Annotated in this window: 15 protein-coding genes and 1 tRNA gene; 6 read left to right on the top strand and 10 right to left on the bottom strand. The window is 71.2% G+C overall.

Annotated features, from left to right (window positions below; all coding sequences use genetic code 11):
* Positions 1 to 241 precede the first annotated feature (241 nt).
* Positions 242 to 330 (bottom strand) — tRNA-OTHER (locus tag ITX44_RS08180).
* Between the two features lie 283 nt (positions 331 to 613).
* Positions 614 to 1,057 (bottom strand): ATP-binding protein, encoded by a 444-nt coding sequence (locus ITX44_RS08175; protein ID WP_205356399.1) that lies wholly within the window; start codon positions 1,055 to 1,057, stop codon positions 614 to 616.
* A gap of 588 nt (positions 1,058 to 1,645) precedes the next feature.
* On the opposite strand from ITX44_RS08175, the gene ITX44_RS08170 reads away from it, so the two are divergent.
* Positions 1,646 to 2,857, top strand: a complete 1,212-nt coding sequence (locus ITX44_RS08170; RefSeq protein ID WP_205356398.1) for a helix-turn-helix transcriptional regulator — start codon at positions 1,646 to 1,648, stop codon at positions 2,855 to 2,857.
* Positions 2,858 to 3,314: 457 nt separating this feature from the next.
* On the opposite strand, the gene ITX44_RS08165 is transcribed toward ITX44_RS08170, so the two are convergent.
* Positions 3,315 to 4,325 carry an AraC family transcriptional regulator gene (locus tag ITX44_RS08165; protein ID WP_205356397.1) on the bottom strand — a complete coding sequence of 337 codons (1,011 nt, stop codon included), beginning with the start codon at positions 4,323 to 4,325 and terminating at the stop codon, positions 3,315 to 3,317.
* Between the two features lie 226 nt (positions 4,326 to 4,551).
* Here ITX44_RS08165 and ITX44_RS08160 point away from each other — a divergent pair, with 226 nt between their 5' ends.
* Complete coding sequence (locus ITX44_RS08160) at positions 4,552 to 4,998, top strand: ATP-binding protein (protein ID WP_205356396.1); 447 nt, start codon at positions 4,552 to 4,554, stop codon at positions 4,996 to 4,998.
* Between the two features lie 145 nt (positions 4,999 to 5,143).
* Here the strand turns inward: ITX44_RS08160 and ITX44_RS08155 are convergent, their stop codons facing one another.
* The 3 genes from ITX44_RS08155 to ITX44_RS08145 are packed head-to-tail and all read right to left on the bottom strand — an operon-like array spanning position 5,144 to position 7,110.
* Positions 5,144 to 5,335, bottom strand: coding sequence for a hypothetical protein (locus ITX44_RS08155; RefSeq protein ID WP_205356395.1), 192 nt, complete (start codon positions 5,333 to 5,335; stop codon positions 5,144 to 5,146).
* Complete coding sequence (locus ITX44_RS08150) at positions 5,332 to 6,438, bottom strand: peptidoglycan-binding protein (protein ID WP_205356394.1); 1,107 nt, start codon at positions 6,436 to 6,438, stop codon at positions 5,332 to 5,334. Before ITX44_RS08150 ends, ITX44_RS08155 begins: the two co-directional genes overlap by 4 nt.
* 3 nt (positions 6,439 to 6,441) lie before the next feature.
* Positions 6,442 to 7,110 carry a hypothetical protein gene (locus ITX44_RS08145; RefSeq protein WP_205356393.1) on the bottom strand — a complete coding sequence of 223 codons (669 nt, stop codon included), beginning with the start codon at positions 7,108 to 7,110 and terminating at the stop codon, positions 6,442 to 6,444.
* A gap of 124 nt (positions 7,111 to 7,234) precedes the next feature.
* Between ITX44_RS08145 and ITX44_RS08140 the strand changes: the two genes are divergently transcribed.
* Together ITX44_RS08140 and ITX44_RS08135 are read left to right on the top strand one after the other, a co-directional pair.
* On the top strand, positions 7,235 to 7,993 hold the full coding sequence (locus ITX44_RS08140) for a response regulator transcription factor (RefSeq protein ID WP_205356392.1): 759 nt from the start codon (positions 7,235 to 7,237) through the stop codon (positions 7,991 to 7,993).
* Positions 7,983 to 9,968 carry a sensor histidine kinase gene (locus ITX44_RS08135; protein WP_205356391.1) on the top strand — a complete coding sequence of 662 codons (1,986 nt, stop codon included), beginning with the start codon at positions 7,983 to 7,985 and terminating at the stop codon, positions 9,966 to 9,968. Before ITX44_RS08140 ends, ITX44_RS08135 begins: the two co-directional genes overlap by 11 nt.
* A gap of 37 nt (positions 9,969 to 10,005) precedes the next feature.
* Here ITX44_RS08135 and ITX44_RS08130 read toward each other — a convergent pair whose 3' ends face one another.
* From ITX44_RS08130 to ITX44_RS08120, 3 genes are all read right to left on the bottom strand, one after another.
* Positions 10,006 to 11,142 carry a hypothetical protein gene (locus tag ITX44_RS08130; RefSeq protein ID WP_205356390.1) on the bottom strand — a complete coding sequence of 379 codons (1,137 nt, stop codon included), beginning with the start codon at positions 11,140 to 11,142 and terminating at the stop codon, positions 10,006 to 10,008.
* On the bottom strand, positions 11,139 to 12,191 hold the full coding sequence (locus ITX44_RS08125; protein ID WP_205356389.1) for a hypothetical protein: 1,053 nt from the start codon (positions 12,189 to 12,191) through the stop codon (positions 11,139 to 11,141). The genes ITX44_RS08130 and ITX44_RS08125 overlap by 4 nt, the downstream gene beginning before the upstream one ends.
* A 166-nt stretch (positions 12,192 to 12,357) precedes the next feature.
* The gene (locus ITX44_RS08120; protein WP_205356388.1) at positions 12,358 to 13,647 is read right to left on the bottom strand and encodes a glutamate-cysteine ligase family protein; all 1,290 of its coding nucleotides are present in this window, start codon (positions 13,645 to 13,647) and stop codon (positions 12,358 to 12,360) included.
* A 281-nt stretch (positions 13,648 to 13,928) separates the two neighbouring features.
* On the opposite strand from ITX44_RS08120, the gene ITX44_RS08115 reads away from it, so the two are divergent.
* A complete protein-coding gene (locus ITX44_RS08115) occupies positions 13,929 to 14,771 on the top strand; it encodes an alpha/beta fold hydrolase (RefSeq protein WP_205356387.1) in 843 nt (280 codons plus the stop codon).
* 83 nt (positions 14,772 to 14,854) lie between these two features.
* Here ITX44_RS08115 and ITX44_RS08110 read toward each other — a convergent pair whose 3' ends face one another.
* The gene (locus ITX44_RS08110; protein WP_205356386.1) at positions 14,855 to 16,354 is read right to left on the bottom strand and encodes a S53 family peptidase; all 1,500 of its coding nucleotides are present in this window, start codon (positions 16,352 to 16,354) and stop codon (positions 14,855 to 14,857) included.
* A 558-nt stretch (positions 16,355 to 16,912) separates the two neighbouring features.
* Between ITX44_RS08110 and ITX44_RS08105 the strand changes: the two genes are divergently transcribed.
* Positions 16,913 to 18,964: a thioredoxin domain-containing protein gene (locus ITX44_RS08105; protein ID WP_205356385.1), complete on the top strand. Its 2,052-nt coding sequence runs from the start codon at positions 16,913 to 16,915 to the stop codon at positions 18,962 to 18,964.
* Positions 18,965 to 19,069 lie beyond the last annotated feature (105 nt).

Raw genomic sequence — 19,069 nt, 5'->3', positions numbered from 1 at the left:
CCCGGAGCCTCGCAGCCTCCGGGGGCGCCATTCCCGAGCCGTGTCGGTTGGTCAGGCCGAATATCTTGTTACTGGTTGCACTGAATGCACGGCTTCGACTGGCCATCGGGGCCCGTCTTGTAGCCCGTCCCGTTGCACCATCCGCAATTCGGGTCGATCATCAGCAGCCACAGGCGCTTGAACGCCTTCATGCCCATCACTCTCCTATGTTGGTTTTCTCAGCGCCCCGGATGGTGCGCCGCCCCTCTGCCCGGAATCGAACCGGAGTCTCTGCCCGGAAAACCCCCACGGAATCCGGTTATGCAGCGCTCTCCCATGAGCTACAGAGGGCCGACCCCCGCAGGCGGATGACACATTCACGCCTGCGGGGGCGCCTATGGTGCGGGTGGTGGTTCGCTGCCCTGTGCCCGCTCACGCCCGGAATGGCAGCCGTCGGGTACTGCCTATGCGGTACGCTGGGCTTTTCGGTAAGCGGCCAAGAGGGGTTTCCCTATGGCACATAGTTCCTCAGCCCTATGGCATTGGTTGCAGTTGCGGGCGTGCCTCACCCATTCCTCGTAGGTCTTTTGCAGCCTTGACCCCGCGTACGGCTGGACGCGCCCCCACAAAGGATTCACGAGACTGCCTGTCGGCATTCCGCCCACACGGTTTTTCCGGTGTCGGGCCCAGTGCAGACACCCCACCGGCCACCGGTCAGGGCGTCTACCAGGGCCAAACCGCGCCCAGACTCCCTCTCGTCGGACGCTTCCCGGATTTCCGGTTTCGTCTCCGACTCGTCGTGCACTTCGATCCTCACCCCACCGGGGAACGGCACGAATACGGTCTCAATCAGCGGCATTTTCCCTCGCGGAGTATCCGGCGGGGGCGCGGCGTGCAGTATAGCGTTTGTGATCAGCTCCGAGAGCACAAGCTCCGCGCTGTCAATCACCTCGTTCGGCAGCATCCAGACGAGCGCATAAAAGGCGAGTACCGTGCGCGCCTCACCCGGGCTCTCTGGGCGATGCGGCCACCAATGGCGGGCCCGGGGATGCCACTCTTCGCTGAACAGCGCGGTCACCGCGCGTCGTCCCTATCTAGGGCTTGCAGCACGTACGGTCGGACGAATGCAGGTTCGTTGCCCGCACGGACGAACGGTCGTTCCCACTGCTCCGGACGGAACCAGCTTCCCTGCGCTTGCGGTTGCGGCGGCCATGTCCCGGGGGCGGGAGTGTCCTCGGTCCGTGCGCCCCCTGCCGCCGCACTGGGCGCCTCGTACTCAGGCGCGCTCTCGGCAGGTACGGGGCGGGCGGTGTGCACCGCGGCGGGCAGCTCCGCGCGTCGGGCGCGATGCTTGCCGGCGGTGCGGGCTCTGCGGCGTAACGCGACTGTGAGGATCAGTCGGACGATAGTGTGAAGCACGTCAGCGCTCCTATTCAGCGTTGGCCATGCCCCCGGGCCGGTCGCACGGTCGCGGGGGTCTGTGCTGCCCGCGGCGCTGTGACCTGGCCCTACGCAGACCGGTCGCACGGTCCGCTAGAGGGCGTCTGTCTCGGACAACGCTGCCGCCGCGCAAGGTGCGCAGTAAGCGGCCCGCTGTAGGCCCGATGTAGGCCAGTCCTTCGCGTACGGGCCCCCCTGTAGGCCCGATGTAGGCCAGACTGATGTCATGCGCGGAGAGACGGTTGGGCAGATGATCAAGCGCCTACGTGTGGCGAAGGGATGGAGCCAAGCAAGCCTTGCGGCTAAGACGTGCCTTGCGGCAGGCGTAGACAGCGGCTCACTGACACGGCAGGACTTTTACCGCTGGGAGGCGGGGAAGCGAACTCCGCGCGAGTGGCTTCCGTTCATCGCTGCGGCTCTTGAAGTGCCTTTGGCTGAAATGCAAATCGCGGCCACGATCAAAAAAGAGGACACCGCGCCTGTCACTTTGGCTGATTTCTTGTCGGACACCGATGCGCTACAACCGTCACAGGTACGTCAAGGGCGCCGCATCGGCGCAACCGAAGTGGCGGATCTTGCCGCACGTGTTCATTCGCTGCGCTTGGCTGATGACGTTGTGGCAGGCGGGGACCTGATCGGCCGTGCGTTGCGAGATTTACGCTCTGCTATCAAGCTCTACCGCGAGTCTACTTACGCCGGTGACGTGGGGCGCGCCTTGCTTGTGCAGATCGGGGAGTTGGCGCAGATTAGCGGATGGATCGCCAGCGATGCCGGACGCCATGATGAGGCGGACCGCATCTATCGCATAGGAATGAGTGCCGCCAAGCAGGCGGAAGATGCGACACTAGTGGCCAACCTAGCGGGATCTTTGGCTTATCAGTACAGCAATACAGGACGTGTGACTGATGGCCTATTATTGGCGCGCGCAGCGTGGGATTCGGTGAGCGGAGATGCCCCGGCCGAAGCTAAGGCGTTGACCCTGGATCGCCTCGCCTGGGCGCAGACGAAAGCGAATGATAGTCGGGACGCCATCCGTACTTTGGGGCAGGCTTCCGACGCGTTGGCCGACGACGCCAACCAAATGCCATCGCCCAATTACCTCTACTGGGTGAATCCTGGAGAGCTGCAAGTCATGGAGGCGCGGGTATTCACCGAACTACACCGCCCACTGCGCGCAGTTCCCCAGCTTCGAGAGGTGCTATCACGTTATGAAGTTGCGCATGTTCGGGAAACGGCTCTTTATCTAAGTTGGCTCGCGGTAGCACTGGCAGACGCAAACGAGCCAGAGGAATCCGCGGCAACGGCAGAGCGCGTCATTTCGCTCTCATCTGATGTGGCAAGCGAGCGCACCGCCGCACGCGTGCGGGTAGTGCTTGACCGACTGGAAGAGTACCGGGACGTCCCGGAAGTACGGGCCGTACTCGACTACGCCGCATAGCACCCCACGGCGCCCCTGCTCACACGACCGAGCAGGGGCGCCGTGCTGCGCGGCGGGCGAATTTCCGTGCCTCGCGCTGCCTCAACTCTCCGCAGCGGAACGGCCGTTGAAGTACCTCGCACCGGTACCCATGGGCGAGCCTTCCTGGGCCCCTCTTGACACCTCGGCGCACCCGGACGTGTAGTTATGCCCACGTCCCGCAGGCGGCCCCGTAGCGGCCCCTAGAGACCCTGCCACTGAGACGTCATTGCGCCCGACTCGGCCCCTCTGTGCGGCCGGATGTGCGGCAGGCGGCCCGTCGGCCCCTGGCCCGGAGCACACAGCTACAGGCACAGTCCACCCGCGCAGGGAGAACGAACTTCGCAGGCGGGTGAACGCATGGCGTTGAGACACCGGTACCCGAGCGGGGCAGACATCCCGCGATGACCGGCCGGTGAATAGGACTGGCAGGACTCACCTAGCCTGCAATGCCGCTATCAGGTGATCCCGGGGGCGGTACGGAGATTCCAAGCTGCCGCGCAGTAATCATCCGCTGTCGGTACTCACGCGGAGACTCGCCGTGCCGCCCCCGAAACGCCATACTGAGCGCGTTACCCGATGGGTATCCCGCTCGGCGGGCAATTTCTTCTACGGACCGCTGTTGCAACGCTGGGTCCGCCAGTTGCCGGCGGGCCGCCTCTAGTCGTTCTTCGCGCACGACTTCCCGATAACTAGTGTCCACTCTCGACATGGCTATCTGTAGCTGTCGCTGCGACCAGCCAAGCGCGCGTGCCATGCCCGACAGGCTTAGCGTCCGATCTCCCGAGTGCTCCCGCACGTACCGGCGGATCATGGAATTGATCTCGCTCACGTTGCCCTCGACCGTTCGATGGTCGCTGAGAACCATCATGGCGAAAAGCTCGGTCAGCCGGTCGCACGTAGCGTTGAATTCGTCGGCTGTCAGGTAGTCCCGCTCACGGTAGAGACTGCCTAGCATGTCCATAACGAGCCTGCCTAGACCGTGCTCCACGTCCAGTTCAATGGCCAGAGGACACCGCTTGCCCAGCCGATCGGACACGGCTTCATACGGCACGCGCAGAATGAACCCCTGCGCATTCTCCATTGAGAATTCCAGCGGGCGCCCCGCCGTTGCGAACCGCGCGACCCCGGGGAGCGTGACAGCCTCGGATGTCTCCTGCCGAAAAGTAATCTGTCCGCTGGTCAGCAGGAGAAGACGGTAATCGTCATCGGGCTCTCTCCGCACGTGCAGCGGCGTACGCCGCGCGTGATGGTCCACCGGTGAGACGAACGTATGCAGTGCGTAGAGCCCCGATTCCTGACGCGCTGCGCGACGCTGCCCGATCGTGCCCGCTGGAAATCGATGATCGGCAAACAGCGCTTGGCGCGAATAGTCGGCCCAGAACTCTTGAAGCTCCGCGGGTCTCGCGCCCGCCTCGGACCGCGGCTCTGTGACTCTGTAGGCGTCCATGACACCCCCTGCGCGTGCAGTGCTCTTAGGGCCCATGAGGCGCGCTCTCGGGGCGTATGTCAAGGCGCGCTATGCGGTCGTACCGATGCGCAGCGTGAAAAGCGTAAGCGTACGCGCAAGTAACCTAAGCGGGTGCGCACGGGGCGTCACGAGGTGTGTAATCCGCGGAATGCCCGCCCTAGCGTCGTGAGTACGGACGGAGTTCACGACTGGACGGAGTACAGAAATGACAGCCCCACCGATCATCCGGCCCGAAGCGGCGCTTCCCCTGCCGCTCAGTCGGCCCGATAGTTTCTCTGCTATCTATCCTGCCACGCGTGCCGCAGTACCGCAGGCACGGGAACTGACTCGGGCCCTGCCGCCGGCAGTGCGGGATGCGGCTGAAATCGTCGTCAGTGAACTGGTCACGAACGCCATAACTCACGCGGATACCGCGGCAGTTACCGTTACCGTGGCCGCAGATGACAGAGGGGGCGCTCATGTAGAAGTGAGCGACGACGATGCGGCGCATCTGCCGCATCCGGTGGACCCCTCTGCTGACGCCCTGGGGGGCAGGGGATTGGCCATCGTGGAATGCCTGTGCAGCGACGTGCACTGCTGCTCTGATGACTCCGGCAAGACGATCGTTGCGGACGTCCGCCCCAATGCCGCGGGGGCTGCCGATGACCACTGAGAGCCACCAGCAGCCGCAGAACGACACCGAGTCCCTTGATGAGGCGATCCGGCGCATGATCGACACGTGGCCACCGGTCACACCTGAGCAACGCGAACGTCTAGGACTGCTGCTCCGCCCCTCCCGACCTGCGCAAACGCCACCTTCAGCCGAGTGACCCACCGGTCTGGCAAAATTGAGGACACAAGTCTTGCGTGGGGTTGCCCGAGCCCGACGGGCCGAGCACGGCCAGCAGTTCGCCCGCCCCGATGGTCAGCGACACCCGGTCCAGGGCCGTCACCCCGCCCGGGTAGACCTTGCTGACCGCACGCACGCGCAGCACGTCCGCGCCGGTCACGACGCCGTCTCCACCCGCAGGCCCGCGCTGACGCCCGGCCCGCTCACCTCGACCCGGCCGGCCGCGAACAGCCCGGTGGTGACCGCGACCAGCGTGCCGTCGGTGCGCTGGAGCGCGTACCCGCCCTCCTTGAGCGCCACCAGCGCGGTGACCGGCACGGCCAGCACCCCGTGCCTGGTCGTGGTGGTGAACCGTACGGTGACCGGCGCCGCGTCGAGCCCGGCCACGTCCTCGGGGTGTGCGGGCGCGACCGTGACGTCGATGCTGGGCGGGGAGGCGGGGTCCTGCTGGCCGGAGCCGGGATCGGTGCCGCCGGCCTGGACCGTACTGCTCACCGACGTCACCCGGCCCGCTACGGAACGGTCGTCGGGCAGCGTGATCGTGACCGCGGCGCCCGCCGCGATGCCGGTCGCGTCCCCGGCCTCCACCGGCACCGTGACCGTACGGCCGGTCGCCGTGACCGACATCAGCGTCTCCTGCACCGGATCGCCCAGCCGCGCCTGCACCTGCCCGACGCGGACCGGCCCCGGCAGCACCACGGTCTGCCCCACGCCCAGCGTCCCGGTGGCGGCCGCGCCGATGTGCCGCTGCCAGCGCTTGACGGCCGCGGCAAGGGCCGGGGTGTACGTGGCGCCGAGCCCGTCGGTGTCCGGCGGGCGGTAGCCGATGTCGTACCCGAGCGCCTGGAGGTTGTCCGCGACGACCGTGACGTCGCGGCCCCGCTCCGGGTGCTGCTTGCCGGTCGCCGCCTTGAGGGTGCGGAACAGCGGGGTGCCCCCGTAGAAGAGGACCACCGGCTGGTCGTCGGCCCGGTAGAGGGCGTGGCCGCGGGTCACCGTGGCGCCGGGCGTCGCCAGCGCGGTCACCACGCCGGTGCCGCGGCCGGTCACCGGCGTCTGCGGGCCGTAGCCGAGGGCGCCCGGCAGGGTCCGGCTGTCGGACAGATCGGTCCTGGTCACAGTGGCCGTGGCGACCTTGGCGGCGCTCACCGGGGGGCCGGGGGACTTGCGGGCGTGGGCGCGCAGGGCGACGACGCCGGTGGTGGCGCCGCCGGCCACCAGGAGCAGGGCGGCCAGGACGGCGAGGCGGGATTTGGCGGGCACGGGCTACTTCCCCGTCCCGCCGCCGAAGGCCTTCAGCTGGCACTGGTCCTCGATCTCGCCCTCGTTCGCCGGGACCTTGGTCGTGCCGCTGTCGTAGGTCCAGCCGAGACCGCCGGGGTCCACGCTCGTGTCCGGCACGAGGTGGACCATGACGCCGTGCGACCGCAGGCAGTCGATCTCGGCGAGCGTGTCGTCGCGGTAGTGCGGGTTGAGCGCCGGGTTCAGCTCCGGCGGCTCCTGCGGCAGCTTGTCCTCGCAGGCCGCGCTCGCCTCTTTCGGTACGGGGTCGGCCACGGTCTTGGGCGCGCCGGCCACCCCGGGGCGGGTGGTGGTCCAGTGGGCGCCGTGCGCGACCAGGCACTCGTCCCAGGCGTGGATCATCGCCTCGCGTTCGGCGGGGGTGTCGTCGAGGCGTTCCTGGGGGCGGGTGGCGGAGGTGCCGGTGGGGGCCGCGGGCGGGGTGGCCGGGGTGGTGCCGGCGGGGGTGCCCGCGGAATCGGTGGTGAGGGCGGCGGAGGTCGCCGAGGTCGTGGTGGGGAGCGAGGCGACGCCTGGGGCCGCCGTGCCGCCGCCCCCGCAGCCGGTGAGGGCGAGCAGGCACAGGAGCGCGGGGGCGGCCGGGAGGAGGGTGCGGCGCAGGAGCGGGCCGCGCCGGGCGGAGTGGGGTGACATGACCGGGGACGCTAGGGCGCGGATGTCAGGAGATTGTCAGGAAGCCGTTCTCCTCCGGTCGTACCCGGCCCGCGGGCGCATTCCGGCCGGTCGGAGGGCCGAACCCGTTCCTAGACTCGACGCCATGTGCGCACACGTGGTGGTCGCCGAGGACGATCCCAAGCAGGCCGAGCTGATACGCCGTTACCTGGAGCACGAGGGCCACCGGGTGGCGGTCGTGCACGACGGCCGGGCCGCGCTGGAGGAGGCCCGGGCCCACCGGCCGGACCTGATGGTGCTCGACGTGATGATGCCCCGGATGGACGGGCTGGACGTGTGCCGGGTGCTGCGCGCCGACTCCGCCCTGGCCGAACTGCCGGTACTGATGCTCACCGCCCGCTCCACCGAGGACGACCTGCTGCTCGGCCTCGACCTGGGCGCCGACGACTACATGACCAAGCCGTACAGCCCCCGCGAGCTGATGGCCCGGGTCCGTACGCTGCTGCGCCGCTCCGGCCACGCGGCCGCGCCCGCCGACCCCGTACTGCGCGTCGGCGCGCTCACCGTCGACCCGGTACGCCACGAGGTCACCGCCGACGGCCGCCCGATCTCCTGCACGCCGGGCGAGTTCGCCCTGCTCGCGCTGCTGGCCGCCGAGCCGGGCCGGGTCTTCACCCGGGCCCAGATCATCCAGCACCTGCACGGCTTCGATCGCTGGTTCACCTCCCGCACGGTCGACGTCCACGTGATGAACCTGCGCCGCAAGATCGAACCCGCCCCCGACCGCCCGACCCGCCTCCTGACCGTCTACGGCGTCGGCTACAAGCTGGAGGCGTCCCCGGACCGCGCGCCGGCCCCAGCGCCCCGCCCCGCCCGGGATCGGGACCGGCACGATGGCGCGTGACGTACCGCTGCGGCGCAGCCTCCTGGTCAAGCTGATGGTGCTGGCCACTCTCGTGTCGGCCGGGTCGATCGCCGCGACCGCGTGGCTGACCGTGCACATCACGGCGGTCGGCATCCGCCAGGAGCAGGGCCAGGCGCTCGCCGACGACGCGCGGGCGTACGACGCGCTGCTCGGCTGGGCGGCCACGCACCACGACTGGCGGGGCGCGGCCGGGACCGTACGGAAGCTGGCCCGGGACACCGGCCTGCGGATCACCGTCACGGACACCGCCCGCCGGCCGCTGCTGGACTCGGCGAGGGAGTCGGAGGCGGCTGCGGCCGTACCCGCTTCCGTACGGTCCGGCGCCGACGCGCTGCCCGCCGAGGCGTCCGCGACCGTGGACCCGCTCGCGGTGGACACCGCTCTGGTCGCGCGGACGCAAGGGCAGGGCGGCCCCGCGCCGACCGATCTGCCGTCCGCCCTGCCGTGCCCGGAGGGCACCCGCTGCCTGCCCACCCCGGCGCCCGCACCCATTCCGGCGGCGGCGCCCCCGGCCACCCAGGTCCCGGCCGGGGCCGGCACCATCGACGCGCGGGCGGTCGGCCCGTTCCGGCTGCCCGCGGCCGAACGCGACGCACTGCGCGGGACCGCCCTGCGCACCGCCGCCTGCCTGCGCGACCGGCTGCACCTGGACGCGCAGGTACTGACCGGGCCGAGCGGACGGCCGTACGTGAAGACCGCGCTGACCGGCCTGTACCTGCCCACCGACTGCGACACCGGCAGCCTGTCGCGGCCGACCCCCACCGAGACCCGCGCCCTGCGCCGACTCGACACTCTGGCGAACGCGTGCCTGCGCCGGGAGGGCGGCGCGCCGGTCCAGGTCGGGCTGGATTTCACGTGGACGCCGATGCCGACGCGGACGGCGGCGCGGGCCGGTTCGCGTGGCGCCGCGGACGACGCGCCGGCCGCCTCCTGCGTGGACGCCGCCCGCCGCCGGCAGCTCGCGCCCTACGTGGCCCCGCCCGCCCTGCTCTTCGTGAGCAGTCCCCGGCAGCCCGCGGCCACCTTCCTCGACCTGTCCCCGGCCAACCGGACCCGGGTCGCCGAGGTCACCGGCCTGGTCCTGCTGGTCACCCTCGCGGTCACCGCACTGGCCGGGACCCGGATCGTACGGCCGCTGCGCGCGCTGGCCGGCGCGGCCCGGCGGATGACCGACGGCGATCTGACCGTACGCGTCAAAGCCACCGCGAACGACGAGATCGGCCGGGTCGCCGCCGCCTTCAACACCATGTCCGAGCGGCGCGCGCAGTCCGAGGGGCTGCGCAAGGCGATGGTCGGCGACGTCGCCCACGAGCTGCGCAATCCGCTGAGCAACATCCGCGGCTGGCTGGAGGCCGCGCAGGACGGCCTGGTGGTCCCCGACCGCGATCTGCTGGCCTCCTTGCTGGACGAGGCGGTGCTGCTCCAGCACGTGATCGACGACCTGCGGGACCTGGCGGCGGCCGACGCCGGTGAACTGCGCCTGCACGCCGAGCCGCTGGACCTGGCCGAGCTGATCGCCCAGGTCGCGACCGCCCATCGCGGCACCGCGGAGGCCGCCGGGGTCACCCTGGACACCGCCGTGCCCGACCGCCTCCCGCTGACCGCCGACCCGGTCCGGCTGCGCCAGGCCATCGGCAACCTGGTGTCCAACGCCGTCCGCCACACCCCGCCGGGCGGCGCCGTCACCCTGCGCGCCACCACCCCCGCCCCGGACACCGTCACCGTCGACGTCACCGACACGGGCACCGGCATCCCCCCGTCCGACCTCCCCCGGGTCTTCGACCGCTTCTGGCGCGCCGACAAATCCCGCACCCGCCGCACCGGCGGCTCGGGCCTCGGCCTGCCCATCGCCCGCAAACTCGCCGAGGCCCACGGCGGCACGATCACCGCCACCAGCACCCCGGGCGAGGGCTCGACCTTCACCCTCACCCTGCCGACCGACGCCCCTGCCTGAGCCGCGGCCGAACCGTGCCCGACCCGTACGGCCCGGATCACCGGCGCAGCAGCGTGTCGACCTCGTGCGTGAGGAAGGTCTCCCGGAGCAGCTCGAAGTGGTCCACCCGGCGCAGGTCGAACACCTGCCGCAGGCCGCGCTGCCGGGCCAGGGACATGACGTCGTTGAAGTGGTGCTCGAAGTGCGTGGAGAACAGCACCCGCAGGCCGCCGCGGCACACCGACTGAAGCCGTTCCAGCCGGCGCACGAACAGGTCGTAGCGCCCGTCGGGCTCCCAGTACTCCCACAGGTCGGCGGCGTAGCGCCGGATCTGGTCGAGGTCCTTCTCGCTGATCTTGTGCAGGTATTCGCAGATGTTCTGGAACTCGATCAGGGAGCTGGGCGTGTGGGCGACGCGCAGGAGTTCGGCCAGCGGCTCGTCCGGGTTCAGCCGGGCCATCCGGCCGGTGATGATCATCGTGGAGTGGTTGATGTTGGGGTCGAGCAGCAGCGCGGAGCTGATGGGCGGCCGGCGGTCGGGGTGGTCCGTCCACAGCTCCGCGAGGCGGAACAGCATGTCGGCGCCGACCGAGAAGCCGACCAGGGTGATCTTCTTGTGCGGGTACTGGCGGGACAGGTTGTTGATCGCCCCGCTGATCAGGTCGGCGTGGGTGGCCAGGCCGATGGCCCGGTAGCGGCCGTCGGTGGCCTCGGCGGTGTTGTGGCCGAAGGTGGTGATCCCGACGGTGTGCTGGGGGGCGGCGTTCATGAACGGCCGGAAGTCGCTCGCGTCCAGCCCGAGCCCGTGCAACAGCACCACGAGGTGCGAGGAGGACGTACGCCGTTCCAGGTAGCGCAGTTCGCGGCCGATGACGGCGTGGTCGGAGGGCAGGTCGTCGTCGAAGTCGTCGGGGTGGATGTCGAAGGATCGGGCCACGATCGCCCGGCCGCGGGCCCGGCTGCGCTCCAGGCGGCCGCGGGCCCACCACGCCAGCGAGAAGACCGCCACCGCCGCGAGGGCCACCAGGGTGCCGCCGGCCAGCACATGGGACCCGGTCCAGCCGATCATGCTGCGGGCCTGGTCGCTGTACACGCCGATGAGCAGGCCCGCCAGACCGCCGGCGGCCGCGAGGGCCGGGCGGTAACGGGTGAGGAGGGCCGAGAACCGGCCCGGTTCGGACGGATCGATGATCATCGCGGTTTCCGTACGGCTCCCGTCAGGTCGGCGGACGCCGGGAGCAGGGTCACCGTGCCGATGCAGTGGGCGTCGGAGACGTCGGCGACCGGCCGGCCCGTGGTGTCGCCGTCCAGGTACGCGGTGACGCGGGCGCCCTGGCGGCGCAGTTCGTGGCCCGGTTCCATGCTCAGCAGCAGCCCGGGTGCGGCGAGCCCGCGCAGTACGGCCGCCACGATCCGTTCCCGGGTCGCCGGATCGTACTGGTAGAGCACGAAGTTGCAGGTCGCCACGTTGATCCGGCGCTCGCGCAGATAACCGGTGAGTGCGTCGGCGTCGAGCAGGTCCAGTGCCTCCAGGCGCAGCCCGGGCGGGTCGGGCGTGGTCTGCTCCAGGGTCCACAGCACTTCGGAGAAGCGGTCGCCGTAGTACGCCGAGGGGCCGTGGCAGTGCCGCACCCAGTCCAGGTCGGGCAGCGGCGGGGCGTCGACGCCGTAGCGGGCGGTCAGCGGGATCGGGCGGTACGGCGGGGCCTCGGGCGACCAGCGCAGGTCCGGGGCGAAGCGCTCGAAGACCGCGCGGTTGTTCAGCTGCCGCGGCAGCAGCCCGATGCTCGTCCCCAGGTCGGCGAGCCGGACCTCGGCGATGCCGTGGTGGGCCGCGTACGCGCCGAGCAGCACCTGCGGGACGAGGAAACGCCGGGCCGCGGTGAAGGAGTTGGAGTGCTCGGTGACGACGGCCGCGATCTGCGCGCCGTCCCGGCCGAGGATCGAGGCGAGGGCCGCGGCCCGTCCGGCGGCGGCCGGTTCGGGGCGGAACAGGCCGGCCGCCTCCGGGTCCCGGTCGGCCAGGCCGCGCAGCGCTATGCCCAGCAAGGTGATCAGGTGCGAGTCGCTGATCCCCGGGCGGGACGCGCGCACGGCGGCCAGCAGGGCGTCCAGGGCCGGGTCGCCGGACCGCATCAGCAGTGCCAGCGCCTCGTGCACCACCGACCAGCCGTGGTTGCCCTGTTCGTGCCTCTGCATGTCGGTCAGCGTCTCCAGCAGGGAGTCCGCGTGATCGGTGGTCATGCGGTGAGACCTTTCTGTTCTGCGAATGCCTGTGAAGGGTGAGCGCAAGGAAGGGGACGGGCGTCCCCCGGCACCCCGCGGGCCGCGCCCGGGGCAGCGGGCCCCGGGCACGGCGTGGTGCGGCGCCGCTCGCGGTCCGTGACCGCGGACGCCGGACGACCGCCGGTCAGGCGACGGCGCCGTGCACCTCTTCGTGGGACACGGGGCGCACGGCGTAGCCGGCCGAGCGGGTGTCCGCGGGCGAGCGGCCGCGGGCGGTGTAGTGGTCGGCGTATGCCGCGACCGCGTCCCGCAGCCATGGCGGCGCGTCCAGCCGGGCCAGCCCCGCGGTCGCGATTGCCATCACCGTGCGTGCCGCCGCGGCGAGTTCCGGGTCGGACAGGCCGTCGGCGGCGGCCCGCAGCCACAGGGCCCGGCCCGGGCGCGGCAGCACGGCGGTCACCAGCCGCCAGGCCGCCTCGGACGCCCCTTCCTCGTCGAGCAGCGCGCCCACCACCGCCAGCGGCACCACCCAGTCGTCGTCCGGCTGCGCGTCGATCATGCGCAGCTCCAGGTGCCCGCAGGCGCGCACCGGAGCGACCAGGGACTTGAGGTGGTTGAACACGTCGGCGGCGTAGACCGGACGGGGCCCGGCCCCCCGCAGCCAGGTGCGCAGGGTCAGCCCCGGCGGGGGCGCGTCCCACGTGCCGGTGCCCGGTGACCGTACGCTCACCACCCGGGTGGCCAGGGCGTACTCCGCCCACAGCGCGCGCGGCTCGGCGGCGAGCGGCAACGGACCGCTGCGCGCGGGGTCGGTGCGCAGGCGCAGAAGTTGGCGGGCCGAGCGGACGGGGACGCCGTCCTGGACCGCCGGTGAATTGGCGAACATCGCGGTCAGCACCGGTCCGAGGCCGTTCGCCAGCGCCCAGCGGCGGGTCCGGCCGCGCCAGCCGGCGCTGCCGTCCCCGGCGTCCACGTTGACCTGCACCGAGGCCGTGCTGCACAGCAGGACCGGGCCGGCGCCGATGTTCCGGTAGTAGCGGTCCAGGGCCACGTAGCGGGGGTCGGTCACCCGCAGCCGGGGCGGGCGGTCGTCCAGGCCGTGGCCGCGCAGGGTCAGGCCGCGTCGGCCGGCCCAGGCCCGCAGGGCCGCGAGGTCCGCGGCCGCGTTGTGCGCGCACGCGCCGAGGGAATCGGCCGGCAGAGTGCTCAATTCCAGTTGGCCGCCCGGTTCTCGCGAGATCGTGCCGCCGGCGGGCAGCACCGGACGGTCTTCTTGATCCCCCCGATCAAGAACCGCCGCAGGATGGTCGACGATGATCTGCTTCTGTTCGGATGTGTCAGATGTGCGGTCGGGTGTGCCGGTGCCGATCCCCGGCGCCGCCGGCGCGGAATCGGCTTCCGCGCCGGCGTACACCAGCCATTCCAGTTCCACCCCTATTCGCCCCGCGCGCTCCCTCGAGAACGCCCGCGACATGATCAAATCCCTTGCCTCCGGCTCGTCCAAGACGCCGTCCAAGAAGCACGCTCCCCCACCCGGATTCATGGATCTTGACTGGAATTCGCGCTTTTCCATCGCCTATCTGGAGTCGAATGACTGTTGTCAATTAGGCCAAAGATTCGCAGCACTGTCCAGTGCGCCAGGACGGCGACGAGTGCTCCCGATTGCTACGGCTGTGTGATTCGGGCACATGCCAGGCGGGCAGTGGATTAGAGTCACCGACACATGACGCACCCGCCTGCCGAGGGATGATCTCAATGCCGTATGCCCTGTTCGCCGAACACGTCGATCGACGGCAGTCGGATGGGCTGAGCTATCTGGAACGCCGTGCCGACTCCGCCACGCTGACGTTCCTCTTCCACGGTCTGGGTCTCGATGCCACGGACTACCTGGGATATCTCAACGGGCACAGCAGCCACAGCATTGCCGTCAATCTGCGGGGCTACGAACCCGAGGCGGCGGCGGGGGCCGCGCCGGTGCCGCTCGGCGACCACGTCGCCATGGTGGCCGACTTCGTCGAGCACGTCAGTCGCCGCAATGCGGACAAGAGTGTGGTTTTAGTGGGTTTCTCGCTCGGTGCCGACCTTGTGCTCCAGCTGGCGGAGCACTGGCGCCGGCCCGGCGGCCGGCCGCCGCGGGTGGGGGCGACCGTGCTGCTGGACCCGAACGTGAACCGGTCGACGATGACGATCTCCCGGCTCTTCGCGGAAGCGGACCCGGGAGATCCGGTTCCGGCATTCAAACAGCTGATCAATCTCGCACCGGACCGCAACGGGTTTCGCGCGCTGTGCCAGTACCTGATCAAAGTCGCACCAAAGGATTTCGGACAGGTACGCCAATTGTCGCAGGACACGATCCGCTACTGGGAACCCAGTGGATACGAGCAGTTCGGTGCCCGCCTGCACAATGTCGCGGAGATCGCCGGCCAGGTCCGGCTGGTGCTTTCCGCGCCGTACGAAGAACACCTTCCGGCCATGCGCACGGCAATACGGCGGCACGGTGACGAGGAGCGTGTTTCCGTCCGGTTGACGCCGCTCGACCATTTCGAACTCATCGGTGAGGAGACCCTGGCCGGCGAACTGGCGGAGTACACCCGCTGACCGCCTCCCGCAGCACGCGACCACGCGAAACCCCTCCCCGCCGGGAGGGGCGGGGAGGGGTTTCTGCAGCGGATGCGGCCGGGTCAGCTCGCGTGGGCCGCCGAGACGAGGGCGGGGAGGAGCTTGGCGGCGTTGGGGGTGCCGAGACCGGTGACCGGGTCCCAGCCGCGGGTGGCGGGGTAGCCGGGGACCGACGGGTCGGCGGTGTTGTTGCCGGTCGTCACGTCGTTGAAGTCCGCGGCGTAGGCGGCCGGGTCGGCGGCCAGCTTGTACAGGGCGGGGTTGATCTGGCCCAGGCCGCCGCCGTTGATCTGGTCGGCGATCGCGACCAGGCCGGCCCACTGCGGGCAGGACAGCGACGTGCCGCCGATGTCGTACCAGCCGGTGCTGCACGGGGACTTGCCGCAGATCAGGCCGCTCTGGCCGTCCGGGGGGAGCGAGAGGTAGACCAGCGCGCCGGTGGCGGAGCTGGCCTGCAGGCCGATGTCGGGGACGCCGCGCATGGCGCCGATGGCCGTACTCCCGGCCGGCAGCGCACCGCTCTGGTAGGCGGGCTTGCCGAAGATGTGGCTGAAGCCGCCGCCGGACAGGGTCCAGCCGACCTCCGCCTGGCCGGCGTTGCTCGCGCACGTGGCCGGCTGCGAGACGCTGTCGGTCACCCGCGCGGTGGTCGCCGTCGGGTCGGTGCACAGGTACGTACCGCCGACACCGGTCACCAGCGGGTCGGACGCCGGCCATTCGACGGTCGGGTACGGGAACGCGCTGCCGCCCTTGCCGACCGGCGTCTTGCCGCCGTTGGCGGTGCCGCCGTCACCGGAGGAGCCCAGCACGGTGACGCCGTTCGCGGCGGCGTCCTTGAAGGCGTACCGCAGGTTCTCCAGCGACTGGCTGCTGCCGAACGCGTCCTCCGCGGAGGCGAAGGACTGCGAGATCACCGTGGCCAGGTGGTGCTGCACCACGTAGTCCTCGGCGGCCATCATCTGCGGTATGCCCTGCACGCCGAGCGTCTCGGCGGTCGGGGTGGCGACCAGCAGGATGTTCGCGCCGGGCGCCATCGCGTGCGCGGTCTCCACGTCGAGCGCGACCTCGAGCGCCCACGCGGCCTTGTCCTCCTGCCCGGTGCCCTTGCCGGTGGACGGCGGCGCCTTGGTGGCGGGGGAGCCCTGCAGGTGCAGTTCGCTGAACGTCGGCATGCCCGGCGCGCAGGTCACGCCCTCCTCGCCGCACATCGGCTCGACGCCGAATGCCTGGTCGAAGACGTGCAGGTCGTGGGCCATCGTGTCGCTGCCGTACGCGTCGACGATCGCGATCGTCTGCCCGCGCCCGTCGAGCCCCGCGCTGTGCAGCGGGCCGACGTCGTACGCGGCCTGGACCGCCTGCGGAGCGAAACAGCGCCGCCCGGCCGAGGCGCACTGGGCCTGCGTCGGCGGCGTCGTGCTTGTGCTGACCTGGGTGTACTCCGAGACGGTCGGCCGTACTTGTGGGGCCGCGACCGAGAGCCCGGGAGCGGCGAGCGTGCCCGCCGCGGCGAGAGCGAGGGTTCCCGCTCCCGCGATGAACCACCGTCTGACGGTGTGTGCCATCGACAGTCCTCCTGAAAACGTGTCAGAACGTCCGGGGAGAAGCGATGTCCGCCCCTTGCTGGAGGGGGGATACGAGGCACAGCCGTTGCGGACGCGCAGAGCTTAGTGGCGTGAACCTGACGGGACAATGGATCAGTGCGAGACGGCGGTTGACGAGTACGGCGCGCCCCGCGGGGTATGCGGGGCGCGCCGTCCGATCAGCGATACGGGTCGTATACGGACCGGGCTGCGAGCGGGTGCCGGGGTCGGGGCCACGGCCGGGACCGAGGCCGGGACCGCTCAGCGGTCGCAGTGGTCTCAGCGGTGGACGTGGATCCAGCCGGAGGGGCTGACCGCGGTGGATGTGCGGCCCGGCCGTCAGGTCCGACGTGGTCGCCGGCCGTACCGGACTGGCTCCTTCGACCTTCGGCCCCACCCGAGGGTTGTCCGCCCCGCCGGCCGCAGCCGTACCCGCCCCGCCGCCTCCCGTCACGCGGCTCTTCTTCTGGCGTGCCGTGCCACCCGGGCGGGCCCGTGGGGTTCGTGCGGGTCGGGTGTGATTCGTGGGAGGATGACGACATGAACCGACTGGCCGGCTCCCAGTCGCCGTACCTCCTCCAGCACGCGGACAATCCCGTGGACTGGTGGCCGTGGGGCGAGGACGCTTTCGCCGAGGCGCGCAAGCGCGGAGCGCCGGTGCTGCTCAGCGTCGGATACAGCAGTTGTCACTGGTGTCACGTGATGGCGCACGAGTCCTTCGAGGACGAGGCGCTGGCCGCGTACATCAACGAGCACTTCGTGGCGATCAAGGTCGACCGCGAGGAGCGGCCCGACGTGGACGCGGTGTACATGGAGGCCGTGCAGGCCGCCACCGGCCGCGGCGGCTGGCCCATGACCGTGTTCCTCACGCCCGACGGTGCGCCCTTCTACCTCGGTACGTACTTCCCGGCGACCGCGCACGGCGGCATGCCCGCCTTCCGCGACGTCCTGGAGGGCGTGGCCGCCGCCTGGACCGACCAGCGCGACAAGGTCGCGGACGTGGCGGCCCGCATCACCCGGGAGCTCGCCTCGCGCTCCGGCGCGTACGCCGTCTCCGTCGCGCCCGGCGCGGCCGAGACCTCCGGCGCCCTGCTGGCGCTGACCCGCGAGTACGACTCCCGGTACGGCGGCTTCGGCGGCGACCCCAAGTTCCCGCCGTCCATGGTGCTGGAGTTCCTGCTGCGCCACCACGCCCGCACCGGCGCCGAGGGCGCCCTCCAGATGGTCCGCGACACCTGCGAGGCGATGGCCCGCGGCGGCATCTACGACCAGCTCGCCGGCGGCTTCGCCCGCTACAGCGTGGACCGCGCCTGGGCCGTGCCGCACTTCGAGAAGATGCTCTACGACAACGCGCAGCTCACCCGGGTGTACGCGCACCTGTGGCGGGCCACCGGCTCGGACCTGGCCCGCCGGGTCGCGCTGGAGACCGCGGACTTCCTGGTCGGCGAACTGTCCACCAACGAGGGCGGGTTCGCCTCGGCCCTGGACGCCGACAGCGACGACGGATCGGGCCGGCACGCCGAGGGCGCGTACTACGTGTGGACGCCCCAGCAGCTCACCGAGGTGCTGGGCGAGGCCGACGGACGGCTCGCGGCCGCCTGGTTCGGGGTCACCGACGAGGGCACCTTCGAGGCCGGCGCCTCCGTGCTCCAGCTCCCGCAGGGCACCGGCGTGGTCGACGCCGACCGGGTCGCCTCGGTCCGCGAGCGCCTGCTCGCCGCCCGCGCGGACCGGCCCCGCCCCGGCCGCGACGACAAGGTGGTCGCCGCCTGGAACGGCCTGGCCATCGCCGCCCTCGCCGAGACCGGCGCCTATTTCGACCGGCCCGACCTGGTGCAGGCCGCGGTGGACGCCGCCGACCTGCTGATCCGGGTGCACCTGGACCCGCGCGGCCGGCTGCTGCGCACCTCCCGCGACGGCACCGCCGGCAGCCACGCGGGCGTCCTGGAGGACTACGGCGACGTCGCGGAGGGCTTCCTCGCGCTCGCCGCGGTCACCGGCGAAGGCGTCTGGCTCGACTTCGCCGGGCTGCTGCTCGACACGGTGCTGGACCATTTCACCGGGCGGGACGGCACGCTCTACGACACCCCGGACGACGGCGAACGCCTGATCCGGCGCCCGCAGGACCCCACCGACAACGCCACCCCGTCCGGCTGGACGGCGGCCGCCGGAGCCCTGCTCTCCTACGCCGCGCACACCGGCTCCCAGCGGCACCGCGAGGCCGCCGAGCGGGCGCTGGGCGTGGTGGGCGCACTCGCCCCGCGCGCCCCCCGCTTCATCGGCTGGGGACTGGCGGTGGCCGAGGCCGCCCTCGACGGGCCGCGCGAGGTCGCGGTCGTCGGCTCGACCGGCGACCCGCTCACCTCGGAACTGCACCGCACCGCGCTGCTCAGCTCCGCGCCCGGCGCCGTGGTGGCGGTCGGCGAGGAGGGCACCACCGAGTTCCCGCTGCTGGCCGACCGTCCCACCCGGGCCGGCCGGGCCGTCGCCTACGTCTGCCGCCAGTTCGTCTGCGACGCCCCCACCTCGGACAACCGCACCCTGCGCTCCCAGCTGCGGCCCGGCCCCTGGACCGGCCCGCGCCGGGCGTAGCACGTAGAGCACCAGGGCCGTACCGGATGGCTACGGCGTACGCGCCCGCGTACGCCGTCGGCTCACGCGTGCGTGTACGCCGTCGGCTCACGCGTGCGTGTACGC

The organism is Actinacidiphila acididurans (assembly GCF_016918855.1).
In the GTDB taxonomy this organism is placed as follows: domain Bacteria; phylum Actinomycetota; class Actinomycetes; order Streptomycetales; family Streptomycetaceae; genus Actinacidiphila; species Actinacidiphila acididurans.
This window is presented reverse-complemented; position numbering and strand designations above follow the sequence as displayed.

What these genes read in the sequence shown, in the direction of transcription:
- ITX44_RS08170 (WP_205356398.1), top strand. Translation starts at nt 1,646, where the DNA reads ATGCGCGGAGAGACGGTTGGGCAGATGATCAAGCGCCTACGTGTGGCG.
- ITX44_RS08165 (WP_205356397.1), bottom strand. Translation starts at nt 4,325, where the DNA reads ATGGACGCCTACAGAGTCACAGAGCCGCGGTCCGAGGCGGGCGCGAGA.
- ITX44_RS08160 (WP_205356396.1), top strand. Translation starts at nt 4,552, where the DNA reads ATGACAGCCCCACCGATCATCCGGCCCGAAGCGGCGCTTCCCCTGCCG.
- ITX44_RS08145 (WP_205356393.1), bottom strand. Translation starts at nt 7,110, where the DNA reads ATGTCACCCCACTCCGCCCGGCGCGGCCCGCTCCTGCGCCGCACCCTC.
- ITX44_RS08140 (WP_205356392.1), top strand. Translation starts at nt 7,235, where the DNA reads ATGTGCGCACACGTGGTGGTCGCCGAGGACGATCCCAAGCAGGCCGAG.
- ITX44_RS08135 (WP_205356391.1), top strand. Translation starts at nt 7,983, where the DNA reads ATGGCGCGTGACGTACCGCTGCGGCGCAGCCTCCTGGTCAAGCTGATG.
- ITX44_RS08130 (WP_205356390.1), bottom strand. Translation starts at nt 11,142, where the DNA reads ATGATCATCGATCCGTCCGAACCGGGCCGGTTCTCGGCCCTCCTCACC.
- ITX44_RS08125 (WP_205356389.1), bottom strand. Translation starts at nt 12,191, where the DNA reads ATGACCACCGATCACGCGGACTCCCTGCTGGAGACGCTGACCGACATG.
- ITX44_RS08120 (WP_205356388.1), bottom strand. Translation starts at nt 13,647, where the DNA reads ATGTCGCGGGCGTTCTCGAGGGAGCGCGCGGGGCGAATAGGGGTGGAA.
- ITX44_RS08115 (WP_205356387.1), top strand. Translation starts at nt 13,929, where the DNA reads ATGCCGTATGCCCTGTTCGCCGAACACGTCGATCGACGGCAGTCGGAT.
- ITX44_RS08110 (WP_205356386.1), bottom strand. Translation starts at nt 16,354, where the DNA reads ATGGCACACACCGTCAGACGGTGGTTCATCGCGGGAGCGGGAACCCTC.
- ITX44_RS08105 (WP_205356385.1), top strand. Translation starts at nt 16,913, where the DNA reads ATGAACCGACTGGCCGGCTCCCAGTCGCCGTACCTCCTCCAGCACGCG.